General features: G+C 72.3%; 13 protein-coding genes. 3 read left to right on the forward strand and 10 right to left on the reverse strand.

Features of this window, described 5'->3' with window-relative positions; all coding sequences use genetic code 11:
* Positions 1-14: 14 nt before the first annotated feature.
* From ACZ4V1_RS31965 to ACZ4V1_RS31985, 5 genes are read right to left on the reverse strand one after another with little or no spacing between them, the layout of a single operon-like run.
* Complete coding sequence (locus ACZ4V1_RS31965) at positions 15-2,069, reverse strand: endo-beta-N-acetylglucosaminidase (protein WP_468343310.1); 2,055 nt, start codon at positions 2,067-2,069, stop codon at positions 15-17.
* Positions 2,066-3,361, reverse strand: coding sequence for a glycoside hydrolase 5 family protein (locus ACZ4V1_RS31970; RefSeq protein ID WP_468343313.1), 1,296 nt, complete (start codon positions 3,359-3,361; stop codon positions 2,066-2,068). The genes ACZ4V1_RS31965 and ACZ4V1_RS31970 overlap by 4 nt, the downstream gene beginning before the upstream one ends.
* A gap of 58 nt (positions 3,362-3,419) precedes the next feature.
* Entirely contained in the window at positions 3,420-4,334 is a 915-nt protein-coding gene (locus ACZ4V1_RS31975; RefSeq protein WP_468343316.1) for a carbohydrate ABC transporter permease, read from the reverse strand.
* Positions 4,331-5,236 (reverse strand): carbohydrate ABC transporter permease, encoded by a 906-nt coding sequence (locus ACZ4V1_RS31980; protein WP_468343319.1) that lies wholly within the window; start codon positions 5,234-5,236, stop codon positions 4,331-4,333. Before ACZ4V1_RS31980 ends, ACZ4V1_RS31975 begins: the two co-directional genes overlap by 4 nt.
* Before the next feature lie 5 nt (positions 5,237-5,241).
* On the reverse strand, positions 5,242-6,531 hold the full coding sequence (locus ACZ4V1_RS31985; protein WP_468343322.1) for an extracellular solute-binding protein: 1,290 nt from the start codon (positions 6,529-6,531) through the stop codon (positions 5,242-5,244).
* Positions 6,532-6,761: 230 nt separating this feature from the next.
* Between ACZ4V1_RS31985 and ACZ4V1_RS31990 the strand changes: the two genes are divergently transcribed.
* Positions 6,762-7,808, forward strand: coding sequence for a LacI family DNA-binding transcriptional regulator (locus tag ACZ4V1_RS31990; protein WP_468343325.1), 1,047 nt, complete (start codon positions 6,762-6,764; stop codon positions 7,806-7,808).
* 381 nt (positions 7,809-8,189) lie between these two features.
* On the forward strand, positions 8,190-9,533 hold the full coding sequence (locus tag ACZ4V1_RS31995) for an amidase (protein ID WP_468343328.1): 1,344 nt from the start codon (positions 8,190-8,192) through the stop codon (positions 9,531-9,533).
* A gap of 7 nt (positions 9,534-9,540) precedes the next feature.
* On the opposite strand, the gene ACZ4V1_RS32000 is transcribed toward ACZ4V1_RS31995, so the two are convergent.
* Positions 9,541-10,023, reverse strand: coding sequence for a GNAT family N-acetyltransferase (locus ACZ4V1_RS32000; protein WP_468343331.1), 483 nt, complete (start codon positions 10,021-10,023; stop codon positions 9,541-9,543).
* Positions 10,024-10,079: 56 nt separating this feature from the next.
* Positions 10,080-10,256 carry a hypothetical protein gene (locus tag ACZ4V1_RS32005; protein ID WP_468343334.1) on the reverse strand — a complete coding sequence of 59 codons (177 nt, stop codon included), beginning with the start codon at positions 10,254-10,256 and terminating at the stop codon, positions 10,080-10,082.
* Between the two features lie 486 nt (positions 10,257-10,742).
* Between ACZ4V1_RS32005 and ACZ4V1_RS32010 the strand changes: the two genes are divergently transcribed.
* Positions 10,743-11,186 carry a hypothetical protein gene (locus ACZ4V1_RS32010; protein ID WP_468343337.1) on the forward strand — a complete coding sequence of 148 codons (444 nt, stop codon included), beginning with the start codon at positions 10,743-10,745 and terminating at the stop codon, positions 11,184-11,186.
* Positions 11,187-11,578: 392 nt separating this feature from the next.
* Here ACZ4V1_RS32010 and ACZ4V1_RS32015 read toward each other — a convergent pair whose 3' ends face one another.
* The 3 genes from ACZ4V1_RS32015 to ACZ4V1_RS32025 all read right to left on the reverse strand — a co-directional run bounded on the left by ACZ4V1_RS32015 (position 11,579) and on the right by ACZ4V1_RS32025 (position 17,532).
* Positions 11,579-13,096 (reverse strand): SDR family NAD(P)-dependent oxidoreductase, encoded by a 1,518-nt coding sequence (locus ACZ4V1_RS32015; RefSeq protein ID WP_468343340.1) that lies wholly within the window; start codon positions 13,094-13,096, stop codon positions 11,579-11,581.
* A gap of 104 nt (positions 13,097-13,200) precedes the next feature.
* Positions 13,201-14,541, reverse strand: coding sequence for a wax ester/triacylglycerol synthase family O-acyltransferase (locus ACZ4V1_RS32020; protein ID WP_468343343.1), 1,341 nt, complete (start codon positions 14,539-14,541; stop codon positions 13,201-13,203).
* 378 nt (positions 14,542-14,919) lie between these two features.
* Positions 14,920-17,532 (reverse strand): PA14 domain-containing protein, encoded by a 2,613-nt coding sequence (locus tag ACZ4V1_RS32025; protein ID WP_468343346.1) that lies wholly within the window; start codon positions 17,530-17,532, stop codon positions 14,920-14,922.
* Between the last annotated feature and the right edge of the window lie 121 nt (positions 17,533-17,653).

Genomic DNA, 17,653 nt, shown 5'->3' on the forward strand with positions numbered 1-17,653 from the left:
GGTGGGGCGGGTGGTTACCAGGGGTGGGTCACGGTGACGGGGGCCGACGTGGTGTACAGCTCCCCCACGGCACGCACTTCGAATCGTGCGGCGCGCTCGCTCGGTTCGGGGCGCAGGCCACCGGCGAACCAGGCCCGCTGACAGGTGCCCCCGAGGAAACGGCGGGTGCCGTCGGGCAGCACTCGGTGGAGGGTGTAATGCCGTACGTCGTCGCCGTGGGGGTGGTGCCAGGCGAACCGCAGGTCGCCGCCGTTCGCGGCGGTGATACGCGCGGCGGCGGGGGCGGCGGGCGCCGTCGCCGCGCCGGTGCGGACGGCGAGTCCGCCGGCCCGCCACCGCACGGGGCCGTCGGAGGCCGTGAGCCGCACGCCGATCGCGTGCAGCGTGCCGGACAGGCCTGTGAGCGGCACGGTGGCCGTCTGCCAGCCGTTGACCGACTTCGCAGTCCGCGCGGCCGTTGGCGGCAGCCAGTGGTACGGCGGTGCCGCGCCCGGTTCACCGGCCTCGGCGGTGGCGACGGCGAGTTCGACGTTCACAGCGCCCGCGTCCGTGCGGTGCGTGAGCTCGACCACCGTGTCGGCGCCCAGCGGCAGCCGTGTCGCGTACAGGTCGAGGACCGCCGGCCGGTCGAGTTCACCGTCGACCAGGACGCTGCTGCCGCCCCGCCAGGCGTCCGCGAAGTCGAAGGAGACCGTCGGGGGCTCGCCCTCCGTGCGCACCACCCATCGCCGGGACGGCAGCCGGTCCTGGAGGCCGAGGTGGTTCCAGGGCATGTCCGAGGTGACGGTGCCCTGCTCGTACCACCGCAGTCCGTGCCCGGTGTTGAACGCGGTGGCGAACGGCAGCGACGTCACCGTCGACCGGTCGGCGACCGACACCGCGGGCGCCCGCCAGCCGTCCCCGCCGTCTCCGCCGTCCGGGCGGGACGGGTCGAGCGACGCGCCCGTCCAGAACCGGTCGTCGGCGGCGTGGAAGTCCCCCGGCGTCCGGCGGTCCCCGGGCAGGTGGTTACGGGTCCACTCGGGCCGGTACAGACCGATCGACGTGATGTGCGCGGCGTCTCGCGGCACGATCGCGTCCCAGTTCTCGGACGTGTTCCAGCCGTTCGACTCCACGTCCACGCCGGCCCACAGCTCGTAGCGGCTGCGGCCCAGCCGTTCGGCCCGCTCCCCGGAGGAGGCCAGCCGGTCGGCCGTCCAGCGGAAGTCCACGAACATGTCGTCGGCGGCCTCGAAGAACGCCTGGTTCCGGTCGTTGAGCGCCCCCTGCCAGCTCACCGCCCCGTCCACGGTCATCGAGTCGTACCAGGTCACACGCTGGCCCTTGGCCGCGGCGAGGGACTTCAGCTCGCGCAGGAAGCCGCGCATGTCCGCGCCGAGCGCGGCGTCCCCTCCACCGGTCTCGGCGTTGACGAACCAGCCGTCGAAGCCGTACGCCTCGGCGACGGCGACCAGTTGCGCGGCGAGCGGGTAGCGTCCGGCGGCGTCCTTCTGCACGAGGTCGCGGGTCCAGCGCAGTTGTCCGCCGTAGGCGGCGGGCGGCAGGAAGACGTTGCCGAGGACGGGCACGCCGTGCCGGTGCGCGGCGTCGACGACCGGCGCGTTCGGGGCGAGGACCAGGCCCTCGCCCGAGGAGCCGCCCCAGAAGACGAGTTCGTCGACGTAGGCCCAGTGGGTGAGGGCGTAGTAGTCGGCGGTGGCCGAGCCCTGCGCGGGGTTGCTCGCGGTGGGCCCGAAGGAGACCAGGGACTGGACGCGGGCCTGCCCGGCGCGGGCCGTGGTGTTCGCGGGCGTCGGGCTGAAGCGGTCGGCGAGCGGTACGGAGGCCCTGTTGAAGGCGAGGTCGGGGTCGTCGGCCGCGCGCCACTCCTTGAGGCTGCGCCAGGTGATCCCGTCGCCCGGAGTGCCGGAGGGCAGCGAGTCGGGGAACCAGTAGGAGGCGTACGGCTGGAGCGCCGTGCCGGCCTTGCCGGCCTCGCCGGGGTCCTTCGGGGCGGCGTGCGCGGGCAGCGCGGGCCACAGTGCGGCCGCGGCTCCGGCGAGCAGGACGGTGCGTCGGGTGGGGGTCACGAGCGGGTGCCTCCTTGGTGAACCGGTGTTCCGTCGGGCCCTTGCGGGGCGGGGAGTACCTGGTCGGTCGTGACGACCTCGGTGATGCCTCGCGCCGCGAGGTGCGCGGGGTCGGCGGCACGCGTGTCGAGGACGGTGGCCGGGCGGGCCCCGTCGGCCACCAGCCGGAAGAAGGCGTCGAAGACCGCGCCGCCGGGGGCGCAGGCCGAGCGCGCGGCCGGGTCGGCGGGGACGGCCAGGGCGGTGGTGCGCGGGGCGGGGGCGGAGTGGGCTCCCGCACGCGCCTCGCGGGCCGCGCGGGCCAGGACCTGTGCGGTGTCCTTGGGGCGGCGGTCGTTGGTGAGCAGGCCGAGCCCGTACTCCAGCTCGGGGAAGTCGGCCAGCGCCCGGGACACGTCGTGGGAGCACCACCAGGTGACGCCCCACAGGCCGGGGCAGTCCAGGGCGTTCGCGATGGTGGCCTCGGTGAAGGCGGCGGCGTGCTCCGCGGGCACGAGGGGGGCCGGGGCGCCGACCTCCTGGAGCCAGACCGGGCGGTGCGGGGCGTCGGCCCAGGCCTTGCTCAGCTCGATCAGGTAGGCGGCGTGGTGCTCGCTGGGCACGGAGGTGCGGCCGTGGCGCTGGGCGGTGCCGTTGAAGACCCAGGAGTGCACGGCCGTCACGGCGCCCCGCCGGGCGGCCTGGGCCGGGGTGAAGGGCTGGTCGTCCTGGTACCAGGTGGCGTCGTACTCGGCGTGCAGGTGCATCCGGCCCGGGGCGCCCTCCTCGCAGGCGGCGAGCATCCGCTCCAGCCAGGCGTCGATCTGCTCGGCGCTCGCCCGGTCCGGGTCGGGGTGGGGTCCGGCGGAGAACTGGTTGACCTCGTTGCCGAGGGTCATGCCCAGGAAGTTCGGCCGGCCGGCGAGGGCGGCGGCGAGGGTGCGCAGGTAGGTGGCCTGGCCGTCGACGACCTCGGGGTCGGTGAACAGGTTGCGCCGGTGCCAGGTGCGGGTCCAGGCCGGCAGGTAGTCGAAGCTGCTCAGGTGGCCTTGGAGGCCGTCCACGTTGACATCGAGGCCGCGCTCGCCGGCCGCGTCGACCAGCTCCACCAGGTGGGCGACCGCGCGGTCGCGGATCAGGGTGCGGTTGGGCTGGAAGTAGGGCCACAGCGGGAAGACCCGGATGTGGTCCACGTCCAGCGCGGCTATGGAGTCGAGGTCGGCGCGTACGGAGTCCGGGTCGAAGTCGAGCCAGGAATGGAACCACCCGTCGCTGGGCGTGTAGTTGACGCCGAAGCGCACGGCAGTAGGCATGCGGTGTCCTTGTGAGGGGGAGGGGCGGAGCAGCCCTGAGGCAGGGGAAGTGGGTGGATCAGCCCTTGACGGCGCCCTCGCCGACCCCGCGGAAGAAGTACCGCTGGAGGCAGGCGAAGAGGACGATGAGCGGCGCCACGGCGATGATCGTGCCCGCGGCGACGAGGCGTTCGTCGTTGGCGAAGGTGCCGTGCAGGTAGTTGAGGCCGATGGTGAGCGTGAAGTTGGACGGGTCGCTCAGCACGATCAGCGGCCACAGGAAGTCGTCCCAGGCTCCCATGAAGGCGAAGATCGCGACGACCGCCAGGGTGCCCTTCACGGCGGGCAGGGCGATGCGCACGAACCGCTGCCAGACGTTGGCGCCGTCGACGTAGGCCGCCTCCTCGATCTCGTAGGGGAGGTTGAGGAAGGCGTTGCGCATCAGCAGGACGTTGAGGGCGCTGACGCAGCCGGGCAGCAGGACGCCGACCAGGGTGTTGTTGAGGCCGAGCTCCCGCATGGTGGTGAACTGGGCGATGATGATGCCCTCCACCGGGACGAGCATGGTCAGGATGAAGACCAGAGTGGCGACGCGGCGGCCGCGGTAGCGCAGCCGGGCCAGGGCGTAGCCCGCGAGCGCGGCGCCGACGCAGTTGGTCACCACGTTGGCGACGGCGACCTTCAGCGAGTTCAGCGCGTAGTCCCAGACGGGGATGGTCTCGGCGACCCGCTCGTAGTTGTGCAGGGTGGGCTCGGCGGGCAGGAACTTCGGCGGGGAGCTGAAGATGTCCTCCGTCGGGCCCTTCAGCGAGGTCGACAGCTGCCACACGAACGGGCCGATGGTCAGGGCCAGCACGCCGAGCAGGAGCAGGTAGCGCAGGACGAGTTCCCAGACGCGTACCCGTCGGCCGTTCTGGTCGGTGATCCGGGGTTCCCGGGCCGGGGCCGGGGCCGGCCGTTTCGGGGCTGGCCGGACCTTCTCCAGGACGCTCACGACTCCTCCTTCCGGTCGGCGCGCAGTACGAGCAGCATCAGGACGAGGGTGACGACGAAGACGACGACGGAGATGGCCGAGGCGTAGCCGACGCGGCCGGTCAGGCCGGTGCCGGTGCGCTGGACGAGCATGACGAGGGTGGTGTCCTCGCCCGCCGGTCCGCCGTCCGGGCCGGCCATCAGGTACACCTCGGAGAACACCTTGAACGCGGCGACCGAGGCGAGGGCCGCGACGAGGACCATGGTGGAGCGCACCGCGGGCACGGTGACGGTGACGAAGCGGCGCAGGGCGCCCGCTCCGTCCACGGCGGCGGCCTCGTGCAGTTCGCGGGGGACGTTGGCCAGCGCCGCCAAGTAGATGATCATGTAGTAGCCGAGGCCCTTCCAGACCGTGACGGCCATGGCGCTGAGCAGGATCAGCCACTGGTCGCTGAGGAAGCCGATCCGGCCGACGCCGATGGTCTCCAGCACCGAGTTGACCAGCCCGCGCTCGTCCAGCATCCACACCCAGATCAGTCCGACGACGACGATCGAGGCGACGACCGGGGTGTAGAAGGCGGACCGGAAGAAGGTGATGCCGGGGATGGTCTTCTGCACGAGCATCGCGAGCAGCAGGGGCAGCAGAACGAGCGCGGGTACGACCCCGAGGACGTACAGCGTGCTGTTGCGCAGGCCGATCCAGAACATGTCGTCGTTCAGCAGCTCGCGGAAGTTGGCGAGGCCCACGAACTCACCCGGGACCAGGGTGCGGCGGTCGGTGAAGGAGTTGACCAGCGTCGAGACGAACGGGTAGAGGATGAACGCGCCGGCGATCAGCAGTCCGGGAGCGGCGAACAGCCAGGGGCTGGCGGGCAGCTGGCGCCGCACACGGCGTGTGCCGGAGGGCGCGGTGGAACTCGCCATGACCCTCAGCCCTGCTGCTTCAGGAGCCGGTCACAGGCCTTGACAGCGTTGTCAAGAGCTTCTTCGGGGCTCTGCTTGCCCTGGAGCGCCTTGGCGACCTCGTTGCGCAGCTCGGTCTTCATCTGCTCGCTGAAGAGCACTGGCGTGTAGTTGACCGCGGTCTTCAGCGACTTGGCGGCGGCCACCCGGACCCGGGTCTCGTCGGTCCCGTCCTCCTTGGTGAAGTACGGGTCGTCCAGCGAGCCGGCGCTGCTGGGGAAGACGGCGACCTGCTTCGCGAACGACATCTGGTGAGCGGCGTCGGTGACGAAGCGGGCGAAGGCCACCGCGGCGGGCTTGCGCTCACTGCGGGAGTTCACCAGCAGGCCCATCACGTACATGTTGACGTGGCCGGTGCTGGTGATCTGGTCGGTGATGCCGATGTTCTCGTACAGGCTCGGGGCCTGCTTCTTGAAGTTGGCGAGGTCGAGCGCGCTGCCGGGGTTCATGGCGACCGCGCCGGTCAGGAACTTCTTCCCGGACGACTCCGGCGTGGCCGTCAGCGCCTGCGAGTCCAGGCCGCCGGCGTCGTACAGCTCCTTGTAGCGGGTGAGGAGTTCGACGCCCTTGGCGTCGTCGAACGCGAAGGCCGTGCCCTCCTCGTTCATCAGCGGGACGCCGTAGCGGCCGAAGTCCTCGATGGTGGGCACGTTGGCGAGCGTGGCCACCTCGCCGTCGGTCTTCCGGGCGAGCTTCAGGGCGGTGTCGAAGAGTTCGTCGTAGGTCGTCGGCGGCTTGTCGGCGTCGAGACCGGCCTTCTCGAACAGGGACTTGTTGTAGAAGAGCGGGCCGGTGTTGAGGTACCAGGGGAACGCGTAGGTCCCTTCCAGGCCCGGTACCTGCTGGCTGGCCCAGGCGGCCTCCAGGTACTCCTTCTTGTACTGCCCCGCGGCCTTGTCCAGATCGAGGGCGAGCCCGGCCTGGGCGAGCGGGGCGGCGAGGTCCGGAGAGACGTTGACGACATCGGCCAGGGTGCCGCCGGCGGCGTCGGCGCTGATCTTGTCGGCGTAGCCCTCGGCGGGCTGGTCGATCCACTTGACGTGGGTGCCGGGGTACTTCTTCTCGAAGTCCGCGATCAGGTCCTCGAAGTACGGCTTGAAGTTCGCCCGCAGGTTCCAGGTCTGGAAGGTGATGTCGCCCTCGACCTTGCCGGAGGCGTCGGAGGAGCCGCCGTCCCCTCCCGACCCGCAAGCGCCGAGCGGCAGGACGAGGGCGGCTACGGCTGCGACAGCGAAGCTTCTGCGCGATGTGGGCACGGTGACACGTCTCCCTGAAGGACGTCGGCGGCTGGATGCCAGCGACCATGCACGGCGGGTTCCCGGAAAGTCAATGGATTCAGTGGAACTAAAGCCAGTTGAACAGCATTAGTCCAGGTCAGAGCGAGTGCGGGCAACGACTTGCCACGAACTGCTAATGCGCTTTAGGATCACTTCACTCAAGCGCTTTAGCTCGCGCTTCAACTCACGCACCGAGGAAAGGGGCGCGCATGCCGGCCAAGCGGCCTGCCGCGCGCCGGCCGACGATGAAGGACATCGCACGGCGGGCCGGGGTCTCCGAGAGCGCGGTCTCCTTCGCGCTGAACGACCGGCCGGGGGTCTCCGAGATCACCCGGGACCGGGTGCGCCGGGTGGCCGAGCAGCTCGGCTGGCGGCCCAGTACGGCGGCCCGCGCACTGTCCGGGGAGGGCGCGGCGACGGTCGGCTTCGTGCTGGCACGGCCCGCGCACACCCTCGGCGTGGACTCCTTCTTCCTGCAACTGGTCTCCGGCATCCAGGAGGTCCTGGCACGGCGTCATCTCGGCCTGCTGTTCCAGGTCGCGCAGGACGTCGAGGACGAGTGCGCGGTCTACCGGCGCTGGTGGGCCGAGCACCGCGTGGACGGCGTCCTGGTGGTCGACCCGCGCACGGACGACCCGCGCCCGGACCTGCTCGACGAACTCGGTCTGCCCGCCGTGCTGATCGGCGGGGCCCCCGACGAACGCCACCCGGGCCTGTCGTCGGTGTGGGCGGACGACGCGGGCGCCATGGCCGCGCTGGTGGACGGGCTGCACGCACTCGGCCACCGGCGGATCGTGCACATCGCCGGGCTGCCGGGCCTCGCCCACACCGAGCGCCGCATCCGGGCCCTGCGCGCCGAGGCGGAACGCTGCGGCCTGTCCGAGGTGCAGTCGGTGACCACCGACTACTCCGACGCGGAGGGCGCCGCCGTCACCCGTCGGGTCCTGGAGGCCCCCGCTCCGCCGACCGCCCTGATCTACGACAACGACGTGATGGCCGTCGCCGGGGTCGCCGCCGCGGCCGAACTCGGCTTCTCCGTACCGGCGGACGTGTCCGTGGTGGCCTGGGAGGACTCGGCGCTGTGCCGCATGGTCAAGCCCTGGCTGTCCGCGCTGTCCCGGGACAGCGTGGAGTTCGGCCGCACGGCGGCGACGGAACTGACCGCCCTGCTGGACGGCGGCCCGGCACGGACGGTGCGGGTACCGGTGCCACGACTGATCGAACGGGACAGCACGGGGCCGGCACGGTTGACCTGAAGGGAACGGTTGACCTGAAGGGAACGGCCGGGCCTGCGGCGGGGTGGTCGGGGCCCCTTGGGGCGGTCGGGCCCGGGGCGGCAGGGCTCAGACCGTCGGGGCCCGGGGGCGGTCGGCCTCGGGGCGGCAGGGCTCGGACCGTCAGGGCCTGGGGCGGTCGGCCTCGGGGCGGCAAGGCTCGGACCGTCGGGGCCTGGGGCGGTCGGCCTCGGGGCGGTCAGGCCAGGAGCCATCGGCCTCGGGCGGCAGGACTCGGACCGCTCGGCGTGAACGGTGCGGTCGGCGGGTCCGAGCTCTCGACGTGGAGGCCTCCGGGCGGGCAGAGTGCATCCTTCGTACTCGCCAGTAATCCCGTCTCACCGCCATCCCTGGGAGCCTTCCGTGACCGACTGGGCCGGCCGCACCGCCGTCGAGATCGCCGCCGCCGTACGCGAGAAGCGGGCCACACCCCGTGAGGTGGCGGCGGAGCATCTGGCTCGGATCGAGCGGCTCGACGGCCGCGTCGGCGCCTTCCGTGCCGTGCGCGCCCGAGCGGCGCTCGCCGAGGCCGAGGAGGTCGGCGCCCGGGGGGATCTGGGTGAACTGCCGCTGGCCGGCGTGCCGGTGGCGGTCAAGGACAATCTGGCGGTGCGTGGTGAGTCCACGCGCAACGGCTCCGCCGCGACGCCGGACACGCCCGCCGTGGCCGACCACGTCACCGTTGCCCGCCTGCGGGCGGCCGGCGCGGTCGTGGTGGGACTGACGAACGTGCCCGAGCTGTGCGTGTTCGGCACCACGGACGGCGTGCACGGCACCGCCCGCAATCCGTGGGACCCGGCCCGCACGGCGGGCGGTTCGTCGGGCGGCAGCGCGGCCGCGGTCGCCGCCGGGATGGTACCGGTCGCGCTCGGCAACGACGGCATGGGCTCGCTGCGCATACCGGCGGCCAACTGCGGTCTCGTCACCATCAAGCCGGGCCACGGGGTGGTACCGGCGGCGACAGGCGACGGCGGCTGGTTCGGCATGTCCGAGAACGGGCCGCTGGCCACGACGGTCGAGGACGCGCGGTTGATGCTCGCCGTCCTCGCGGACGGCGAGCCGCCGGGCCGCGACGACTCCGGCGCCCTCCGCGTCGCCGCCTCCCTGCGCAGCCCCCTGGCCGGCGTCGCCGTCTCCCGCCCGTACGCCGACGCCGTCCGCGAGGCGGCCGGGGTGCTGATGAAGGCGGGGCACCAGGTGCGGCGGGCGGACCCGTCCTACCCGGCGTCGCTGGGTCTGACCGCCCTGACCCACTGGACGGCCGGCACGTCCGTGGACGCACGGGAACTGGACCGGCGGCTGCTGGCCAGGCGCACACGGGTGCACGCGGCCCTGGGGCGGCGTTTCGTGCGCACGGTGGCCACCGGCGAGGGCCGGAACGCGCTGCGCGAGCGCCTGGCACCGTTCTTCGCCGAGTACGACGTCCTGCTCACCCCGGCGCTGGCCCGCCGCTCCCTCAAGGCCGGGCCCTGGCACGAGCGGGGATGGCTGCGAAACATCCTGGCCAACTCGGCGTACTCGCCCTTCACTCCGCCGTGGAACCTGACTGGCTGGCCCGCGATGACGGTGCCGTTCGGCACTCTGCCCTCGGGCGCCCCCTGCGCCGTGCAACTGGCCGGGCCCCCGGGGTCGGAGGCGGCCCTGCTGGAGCTGGCGGGGCGGATCGAGGCGCTGCGCCCCTGGCGGCGGACGGCCCCACCGGCCTGAACGGCGCCTACAGGGCGCGGTACATGATGTGCAGGCCGACCCGCCCGTGCCGCGGGTGGTCGAAGGCGTCCGGCACCGTACCCAGGATCGTGAAGCCGAGGGACGTCCAGAGTTTCACCGCCGGGTTGGTCTCGACGACGGCGTTGAAGACCATCCCCCGGTATCCGCCGGCCCTGGCGGCGGCCAGTACGTGTTCGGCCAGGGCCCGGCCGGTGCCGCGGCCGGCCCGGTCGGGGTCGACCATGAAGCCGGCGTTGGCGATGCGGTCGGCGGGGCCGCCGTAGTTGGGCGTGACGTAGGCGGAGGCGACGACGGCGCCGGTGTCGTCCTCGGTGACGTAGACGCGCTTGGCGGGGTTCGTCCACAGGGCCCGGGCGTCCTCCTCGGACGTGTCCGGGTCCCAGGCGTAGGTCTCGCCGGCCGCGACGATGCGGTGCCAGAAAGGCCAGATGTGCGGCCAGTCGTCGGCCGTCGCTTCCCTGATGAGCATGGGCGTGAGTCTCGCACGCCCATGCGTCCGCCGGCTCCCGCGGGTGGCGCCGCGGGTCAGTCCACGCTGGGCAGGATGTGAGGCTCGGCGAGGTCCTCCTCGTAGCCCGCCAGACGGATGGGGGCGGACCGCGCCCACACGTCGAGGCTGCCGATCTCTCCGGGCCGACGGCCCGCACGCTTGGTGCGTTCCTCGGGGCGTTGTTCTGGATTCGTCGTCGTCTCCGGTGTCACCGCGCACTCCTTATGTGTCGGGTCACCCTCGGGGCCTTCCGGCCAGTCTCCTGTCCGGCACCTGGCGTCCGCTCGGGTCTCAGTCGAATGCAGTTCGGACGCGGTGGCGCCGGTTACTCGTGCGAGAGCAGGCCGTTGTGAACCGGCTTGTCCCATGACGGACCCTGGGTGTGGGTTGGTGCCCTGTGCTGTCGCCCGTCCGCTCCAGATTAACCAAATGAGCGGGGGTGCGCTCTATGGGGCTCAAAACATGGGGGAACCATTGCCCTTCGCTCCGCGCGTAGTTGGCACCGGCCTGCCCGGGTTCACCCGCTTCTGCACCGTGCGCAACTCACCCATTCGGCCCACATCGCCGACCGTATCTTCGAGTGTCTGCGGCATAGTCGGCGGCGACGGGTCGCGCAGTTAAGTTGCCGTTGGCTGCGGCGCAAGCTCGCCATGGTCTGCTGCGGGTCGGCAACGGCTGTCTCGTGGGAGGACCGAGGCATGGAACTGCGCAGCGTCGAGGAGCTGATGGACCTGCTGTACGCCTGCCGGGGCGAACGGTCCCCCGCCGAGCACGGCAGCGGACCGGTGGACCTGCACGGGCACGCGCTGCGGACCGCCGCACTGCTGCGCCGGCGCCGCCCCGCCGACAAGGAGCTCCAGGTCGCCGGCCTGGTGTCGCCCGTGGGCCGGCTGCTGTGGCCCGGCAACCCGGCCGGCCGGACCGCCGACGCGGTACGGCCGCTGCTCGGGGCGCGCGTCGCCCGCCTGCTGCGGCGGCACGCCCACCCGGAGGCGTGGGCCCACGACGACGACCTGCTCAGCCTGCACCAGGCGGACGAGGAGGCCCGCACCGCCGTCTTCGACGCCGGGGTCCTCGAGGACTGGCGCACGGTGCTGGAACTGACGGCGGCACGGAACTCGCGGCTCGGCGCCGTCGACTGAGGCCCCCGGACAGGCCCTGGGTGTGCCCGAGATCAAGGAGGCCGCGCGGTGCCCCGACGGGCGGCAGGCCCTTGGGGACCCGTACGGGGTCGCACCACGAAGTACGCGTGACCGGCGCACCGGGCACACCGGCGCCCGGCCCGGAGCCGGACGGCGCCCCGCGGACGGACAGCGGGTGTACCGCCGACGGGCCGACGGCTCACCGGCGTTGACGCGGCCTGCCACCGTCGACGGGCCCGGCCTGCCCCTCCCCCGCCGACGGCGCCCGGTCTGCACCCCGTCGACGGGTCCGGTCTGCCCCTCCCCCGCCGACGGCGCCCGGTCTGCACTCCGTCCGCCCGGCCTGCCGCCGTCCGTCCGTCCGGCCTACCGCGGCCCGCCCGGCCGGCCCGTCACCACTTGCCGGGTGCGTAGTCCTTGAGGAAGACGCCGTACAGGTCCTCGCCCGCCTCTCCGCGCACGATCGGGTCGTAGACGCGGGCGGCGCCGTCGACCAGGTCCAGCGGAGCGTGGAATCCGGCATCGGCCAGACGCAGCTTGTCGTAGTGGGGACGCTCGTCGGTGATCCAGCCGGTGTCGACCGAGGTCATCAGGATGCCGTCGGTGTCGAACATCTCCTGGGCACTGGTCCGCGTCACCATGTTCATGGCGGCCTTGGCCGCGTTGGTGTTCGGGTGACCCGCGCCCTTGTAGCCGCGGGCGAACACGCCCTCCATCGCCGAGACGTTGACGACGTAGGCGCGCCCCGCGGACGCCTTGCGCGCGGCCTCGGCCATCGCCGGCCGCAGCGCGCTGATGAGGATGAAGGGCGACGTGTAGTTGCACAGCTGGGTCTCGAGCAGTTCCACCGGGGAGATCTGTTCGATGGTCTGGACCCAGGTGTTGCTGTCGACGACGTCGGGGACCAGGCCGCCCGCGTCGATGGCGGTGCCCTCCCGGTGCCGGACCACACTCGCGTTGCCGGCGACCAGCGCGAGGTCGGCCACCTTCTGCGCGTCGAGCCCGGTGCCGCCCACGGGCAGCGCGGCCAGTCCGTCCACCGCTCCCGAGTCGAAGGCGCCGATGACGTGGTGGGGCGGCAGTTCACCGGCGGGCAGCGGGGCGCTCTCCCCCTCGACGAGCGCGGCGTACGCGGAGGGCAGGCGGCGCACGGTCTGGGTGGCGTTGTTGATCAGGATGTCGAGGGGGCCCTGCTCGGTGACCTGCTCGGCCAGGGCCACGGCCTGGGCGGGGTCGCGCAGGTCGATGCCGACGACCTCCAGGCGGTGGATCCAGTCCGCGGAGTCGTCCATGGCCTTGAAACGGCGGATGGCGTCCTTGGGGAAGCGGGTCGTGATCGTGGTGTGCGCCCCGTCGCGCAGCAGCCTGAGCGCGATGTACATGCCGATCTTGGCCCGGCCGCCGGTGAGCAGCGCGCGCTTGCCGGTGAGGTCGGTGCGGGCGTCGCGGCGGGCCCGGTTCTCGGCCGCGCAGCTCTGGCAGAGCTGGTGGTAGAAGTAGTCGACCTCGACGTACCGCTGCTTGCAGATGTAGCAGGAGCGGGGGCGCTGGAGTATCCCGGCGATGCTGCCCTCCTCGGTGCGGGAGGAGGGCAGGATGCCTTCGGTCTCGTCGTCGATGCGCTCGGCGGAGCCGGTGGCGGTGGCCTCGGTCACCGCCTTGTCGTGGGCGGTCTTGGCGGCCCGGCGCTCCTGGCGGCGGCGCTGCTTGACCATCCGGTAGATGTGCGAGGTGGCCCTGCGCACCCGGATCGCGTCCGGGTGGTCGAGGTCGAGTCCGTCGAGTTCCTCCAGCACGCTCAGGCAGACGGCGAGCCGTTCCGGGTCGATGCCGGGGCCGTACCCCGCTTCGTCTCCGGATTCGTGCGCCACCTCGTCCGTGGTCGCCGAACCGTCCTGTGTCACCGTCATCGCCGCTGCCGTTCCCTGGTCACCGTCGCGGCGCTCCGAGACGCGTCCGCTTTCGAACAGCGGATTTTATTCAGCGCCGGGGCACGGAGCCAAACCCGTTCGCCTCAGGGACCGCAGGCGGTGAGCAATGTCTCCGCCTCCTCGGACAGGGCCAGGGCGAACCGGTCGAGGTCCGGCACCGCCTTCGCGTCGGCGACCAGGCCGTAGTGGACCTGTCCGCGGTACGTCGAGACGGCCACCGCCAGGGAGTGGCCGGGGGCCAGCGGCGCCAGCGGGTAGACCTCGGTGAGCGGGTGGCCGCCGAGCCGCAGGCCGAGGCTGGGCAGGGGCACGCTGGTGACCAGGATGTCGAACCAGAGCCGGGCGGCCTGGCCGACCAGCGGCCCGCCGAGCCGGTGGCCGAGCGCCGGGACGTGCTCGGCGAGCAGGGCGACGGCACCGGCGCCGCGGCCGGGCCCCGCGTCCTTGTTGCGGTCCATGGCGGCGCGGACCGTGCCGAGCCGGGACAGCGGGTCGGGGTCGCCGACGGGAAGCCTCATCAGGTACCCGGAGAGCCGGTTGCCCTGGGGGTGGGCGGAGCGCGGGCGGCGTTTGGAGACGGGGATCAGGGCGCGCGGCGCGACGCCCTCGCTGCCGTCGCCGCGCTCGTCCAGCCAGTGGCGCAGGGCGCCGGCGACGACCGCGATCAGGACGTCGTTGACGGTGCCGCCGACGGTCTTGCGTACGCGGTGCACGTCGTCGAGGTCGATGGCCACGCCCGCGGTGCGCCGGGTGCCGGACGACTTGGCGGTCAGCGCGGCCGAGGAGCGCACGTCGAGGGTGGACAGGGCCGCGGCGGCGCCGATGTCGAGGGCGCGGCCCGCGTCGGACAGGGCGCCGCGCACCCTCTCCGGCAGTCCGCGCACGTCCGGCAGGAGACCGCGCGTGGGGGGATCGGGGCGGGGCCGGGGCGCGGGGAGGTCCATCGGGTCGAGGACCCCGGCCGCGAGGGTCAGGGCCCGCAGTCCGTCGGCGAGGGCGTGGTGGAACTTGAACAGCACGGCGAAGGAGGCGCCGTCCGCGCCCGGCAGCACATGCGCCTCCCACGGCGGCCGGCCGCGTCCCAGCGGGCGGCTCATGAGGCGGCCGGCCCGGGCGTGGAAGTCCGTCGTCGGGGCGTGCAGCCGGACGTGGTCGAGCGGGTCGAAGCCGGGGTCGGGCTCACGGGCCGCGCCGCCGAACGAGAACGGCCGCCGCAGGGCGAGCGGCGGCTGCCAGGTGTCCCGGATCCGCATCCGCAGTCCGGGCACCGCGGGCGCGCGGGCGGCGAGCAGGTCGGCCGCGTGGGCGCCCGCGGTGGACGAGCCGGCCGAGAAGACCCCGAGCGCGCCGAGGTGCATGGGGTGCTCGGCGGACTCGATGTTCCAGAACGCCAGGTCGAGGGGAGCGAGCGGATCGGCAGTCAAGGGCTTGCCTCGCAAGGACGACGCATGGACGACGGGTGGACAAGCAGTCAATCGCCCTCCGCCGATTACGGTCAAGTACGATCAAGCTACGCACAGTTAACAACAGATTAAAGTCACGCTCCTGCGCGGGTCGCGGGACTGCGGGGACTCATGGGGCGCCTGTGCTCAGGTGGGCGGTGGCGGCGCCGCCCGTGCGGAGGCACCCCACCCGGACGGCTGCGGGCCGACCGTGGACCCGGCGGCCCGATGGGGCGCGAAGCGTCGGTCGTCACGGGCCTCCTGGGAGCGGAGCGCGCACAGGATACGAGTGGCCGGGGCGGTGAGCGGCGCGGACGCCGCCACCACCCCGGCCACGCACAGGCACGCAGGCGCCGGGTGTCAGGCGGCCGGGCAGCCCGCGGGGGTGGGCTGGGACGCGTCGTGGATCAGGGCCTCGTGGGCGGCCTTCACCCGCTCGACGTCCGGCTTGAGGACCTTGCGGTCGTAGGTCGTCAGGCCGTTCAGCTCGCCCTCGACGTCCGAGATCTGGGTGTAGACCGCGCCGTTGCTGCCCCGGCAGACCAGGGCGCGTACCTCGTCGAGCTTGGTGAGGTAGTCGTCGGTGTACGTCTGGGGGTCCACGTCGACGTACGACTGCTGCACGGACCAGGCGTGTCCGGGCACCGCGAGACCGAGGCCACCGTACTCGCCGGTGACCAGGGCGCGTTCGCCGTCCGGGGAGGGCGGCAGCGCGGGGCTCGGATAGCCGTGCTCGTCCATGATGTCGCCGGCGCCTCCGTCGGCCCCGAGGTTCAGGCCGGACTGGTTGTTGACGAGGCGGGTCGGGTCCCAGGCCTTGGCCTGCTCGGCGACGCGCTTGATGTCGTACTGGCCCCAGCCCTCGTTGAAGGTGACCCACATGACGATCGACGGGTGGCTGATGTGTTCGTCGATCATCTCCTTCATCTCACGCTCGAACTCGGCCCGGGAGGCGGCGTCCGGGTTCACCCCCGGGGTCATGGAGGGCATGTCCTGCCACACCAGCAGGCCCAGCTTGTCGGCCCAGTAGAACCAGCGGTCCGGCTCGACCTTGATGTGTTTGCGCACGGAGTTGAAGCCGAGCTGCTTGTGCAGCTTCAGGTCGTACGCGAGGGCCTCGTCGGTGGGGGCGGTGTGCACGCCGTCCGGCCAGAAGCCCTGGTCGAGGGTGGCCATCATGAACACCGGTTCGCCGTTGAGGATCGTGCGCGGCACGCCGTTCACCTTCTCGACCGCTATGGAGCGCATCCCGAAGTAGCTCTCGACGCGGTCGTGCCCCACGGTGACCTCGAGGTCGTAGAGGAAGGGGTCGTCGGGCGACCACAGGCGCGGGTCGTGGATCTTCAGGGTCAGCGGTTCGCCGGTGCGTCCGCTCGCCGTGGCGACCTTGCGGTGTCCGGCGTACGCCGTCGCCTTGACCCGTACGCCGTCGCGCACGCCCTTCGGCTCGACGGTCAGGGTGCCCGCGTCGACGTTCGGGGTCAGCTTCAGGGAGTCGACGTGGTCCCGGGCGACCGGCTCCATCCAGACCGTCTGCCAGATGCCGGAGCTGGGGGTGTACCAGATGCCGCTCGGGTCCAGGCTCTGCTTGCCGATCGGCGGGTTCTCGGCGCCCCGCGCGTCGGTCGGGTCGTAGACACCGACGATCAGTTCCTGGGTGCGGCCCGGCTTCAGCGCGTCGGTGACGTCGGCGCTGAACTTGTCGTAGCCGCCCTTGTGGTCGGCGACCTTGGTGCCGTTGACGTACACCTCGGACTGCCAGTCGACGGCGCCGAAGTTGAGCTTCAGCCGCTGGCCCGAGCCGATGTGCCAGTCGCGGGGCACGGTGAAGGTCCGGCGGTACCACATGCGGTCCTCGTGCCGCTGGATGCCGGAGAGCTGGGACTCCACCGGGTACGGGACGAGGATACGCTCCTTGAGGTTCTTGCCCACCGGCGGCTGCTCGCCCGCCTCGGCGGCGGCGAACTGCCAGCGGCCGTTGAGGTTGCGCCAGGCGTCCCGCGTCAGCTGCGGGCGCGGGTACTCCGGGTGGGCGTTGTCCGGGCCGACCTCTTCGGCCCAGTCGGTGCGCAGCTCGTACGTGGACCGGTTGCCGCCGCTGCTCCAGAAGGCCTTGACAACGTTGCCCTCGGTGTCGGTGAGGCCGCCGTCCCCGTCGTAGCGGACGTCGGCGGTGCCGGGGGCGTCGCCGGCCTTGTTGCCGACGACGGGCTGGTCGAGCGCGACGAGGAGGGCGGTCGGGTCGGCCGGGTCGACCTCGGCCTCGCCCAGGGGCCACTTGGCGCCCCCGATCACCGCTTCGAGGTGGTCGGCGAGGCCGGCGGGGGCCGCGGCGAGAGGGCTCGCGAAGTCGAGCCTGAGGGTGCGGCCGGTGGCCTGGACGGTGGTCGCCGTCGCGCCGTTGTAGTCGAAGCCGTCGGGCAGGCGGAACGCCGACTGCGGGACGGGCTCCTTGCCGCCGCCGGGCTCGGTCCAGCGCAGGTGGAGGTTCGACCCCCCGTAGTGCTCGAAGTACTCGAGCTTGATGTCGTAGGACTCGCCGGCCGTCAACTCGATGGGCCGGGCCGTCTGTTCGCGGTCCCAGTCGTCGACCCAGTGGTCGATGGCGAGCTGTCCGCCGATCCAGAGGCGGAAGCCGTTGTCGCCGATGATCGAGAAGGTGTGGGCGCCGGTCTTCTCCGGCACCACTTTGCCGGTCCAGCGGACGCTGACGTCGTCGGACTGCCCGGTGGCGAAGTTCAGCCGCGGCTCCAGCGTGTTGAAGTCGACCTGCGGGTCGAAGCCGGTGGCCTTGAGTTCATGGAAGTCGAAGGCGCCGGGGGCGGACTGGGTGTAGTACTCGCCCTTCAGGCCGTGGATCTCGGCGGCGGCATCGTCGGCCGCGTTCGCGTGGGGCACGGCGGCGAGTCCGGCGACGCCGAGTGCGGCGGCGAGCAGTAATGCCAGTCGGTCTCTGAGTCGTTTGGTGCGCACTGACCCTCTCCTCGAGAACGGGTGGTGGCTGATGGCTCAGGCTCTGTTGTTCCGGACATCGATGTCATACATCGATGTACAGCAGAGGTGCAGAGGCATGACAACACGGATTCCGCTTGGC

It is taken from the genome of Streptomyces sp. NPDC028991, from assembly GCF_055564775.1.

Excerpts from the sequence above, each read along its gene's own strand:
- ACZ4V1_RS31970 (WP_468343313.1), bottom strand. The coding sequence starts at position 3,361 with ATGCCTACTGCCGTGCGCTTCGGCGTCAACTACACGCCCAGCGACGGG.
- ACZ4V1_RS31980 (WP_468343319.1), bottom strand. The coding sequence starts at position 5,236 with ATGGCGAGTTCCACCGCGCCCTCCGGCACACGCCGTGTGCGGCGCCAG.
- ACZ4V1_RS31990 (WP_468343325.1), top strand. The coding sequence starts at position 6,762 with ATGCCGGCCAAGCGGCCTGCCGCGCGCCGGCCGACGATGAAGGACATC.
- ACZ4V1_RS32000 (WP_468343331.1), bottom strand. The coding sequence starts at position 10,023 with ATGCTCATCAGGGAAGCGACGGCCGACGACTGGCCGCACATCTGGCCT.
- ACZ4V1_RS32010 (WP_468343337.1), top strand. The coding sequence starts at position 10,743 with ATGGAACTGCGCAGCGTCGAGGAGCTGATGGACCTGCTGTACGCCTGC.
- ACZ4V1_RS32015 (WP_468343340.1), bottom strand. The coding sequence starts at position 13,096 with ATGACGGTGACACAGGACGGTTCGGCGACCACGGACGAGGTGGCGCAC.